This is a genomic window from Pseudoalteromonas sp. S3178 (assembly GCF_005886985.1).
In the GTDB taxonomy this organism is placed as follows: Bacteria; Pseudomonadota; Gammaproteobacteria; order Enterobacterales; family Alteromonadaceae; genus Pseudoalteromonas; species Pseudoalteromonas carrageenovora.
Window position 1 is genome coordinate 1 of record NZ_PNCW01000183.1, and the last position, 372, is coordinate 372.

Consider the following 372-nt stretch of genomic DNA (forward strand, 5'->3'; position numbering starts at 1 on the left):
AAGTTCTGCTTAATTTCGTGATAATCATGAAGGTTCAACATCCCTTGGATCCGACTGCCATTTTGTGAAGTGAATACTTGTATAAACCGCTCCCCGCCTTCAAACGGCATGGGTTTAAATAGCATGACATTCATGAAAGAAAATAAATAAACACTGAGACCAATGCCACTTGCCATCACGAGTATGGCCAGTGCACTAAAACCGGGCTTTTTAGCCAAACCCCGTAGCGTGTATTTTATATCACTGTAAATATGCATGTTATATCCCTCAGGCGTTGACTGCTTCATTATTTAGCGTTGTTGGCTGATCTAGTACGATGCGCCCATCAAGTACTTTAATGTTACGCTGAGCACGTTGGGCTGAACGAGGGTC

Annotated in this window: 1 pseudogene; it reads right to left on the reverse strand. The window is 43.0% G+C overall.

What is annotated here, in order from left to right:
• Positions 1–287 (reverse strand): annotated as a pseudogene (locus tag CWC11_RS20530) (hypothetical protein); the annotation flags it as partial.
• Positions 288–372: the final 85 nt, after the last annotated feature.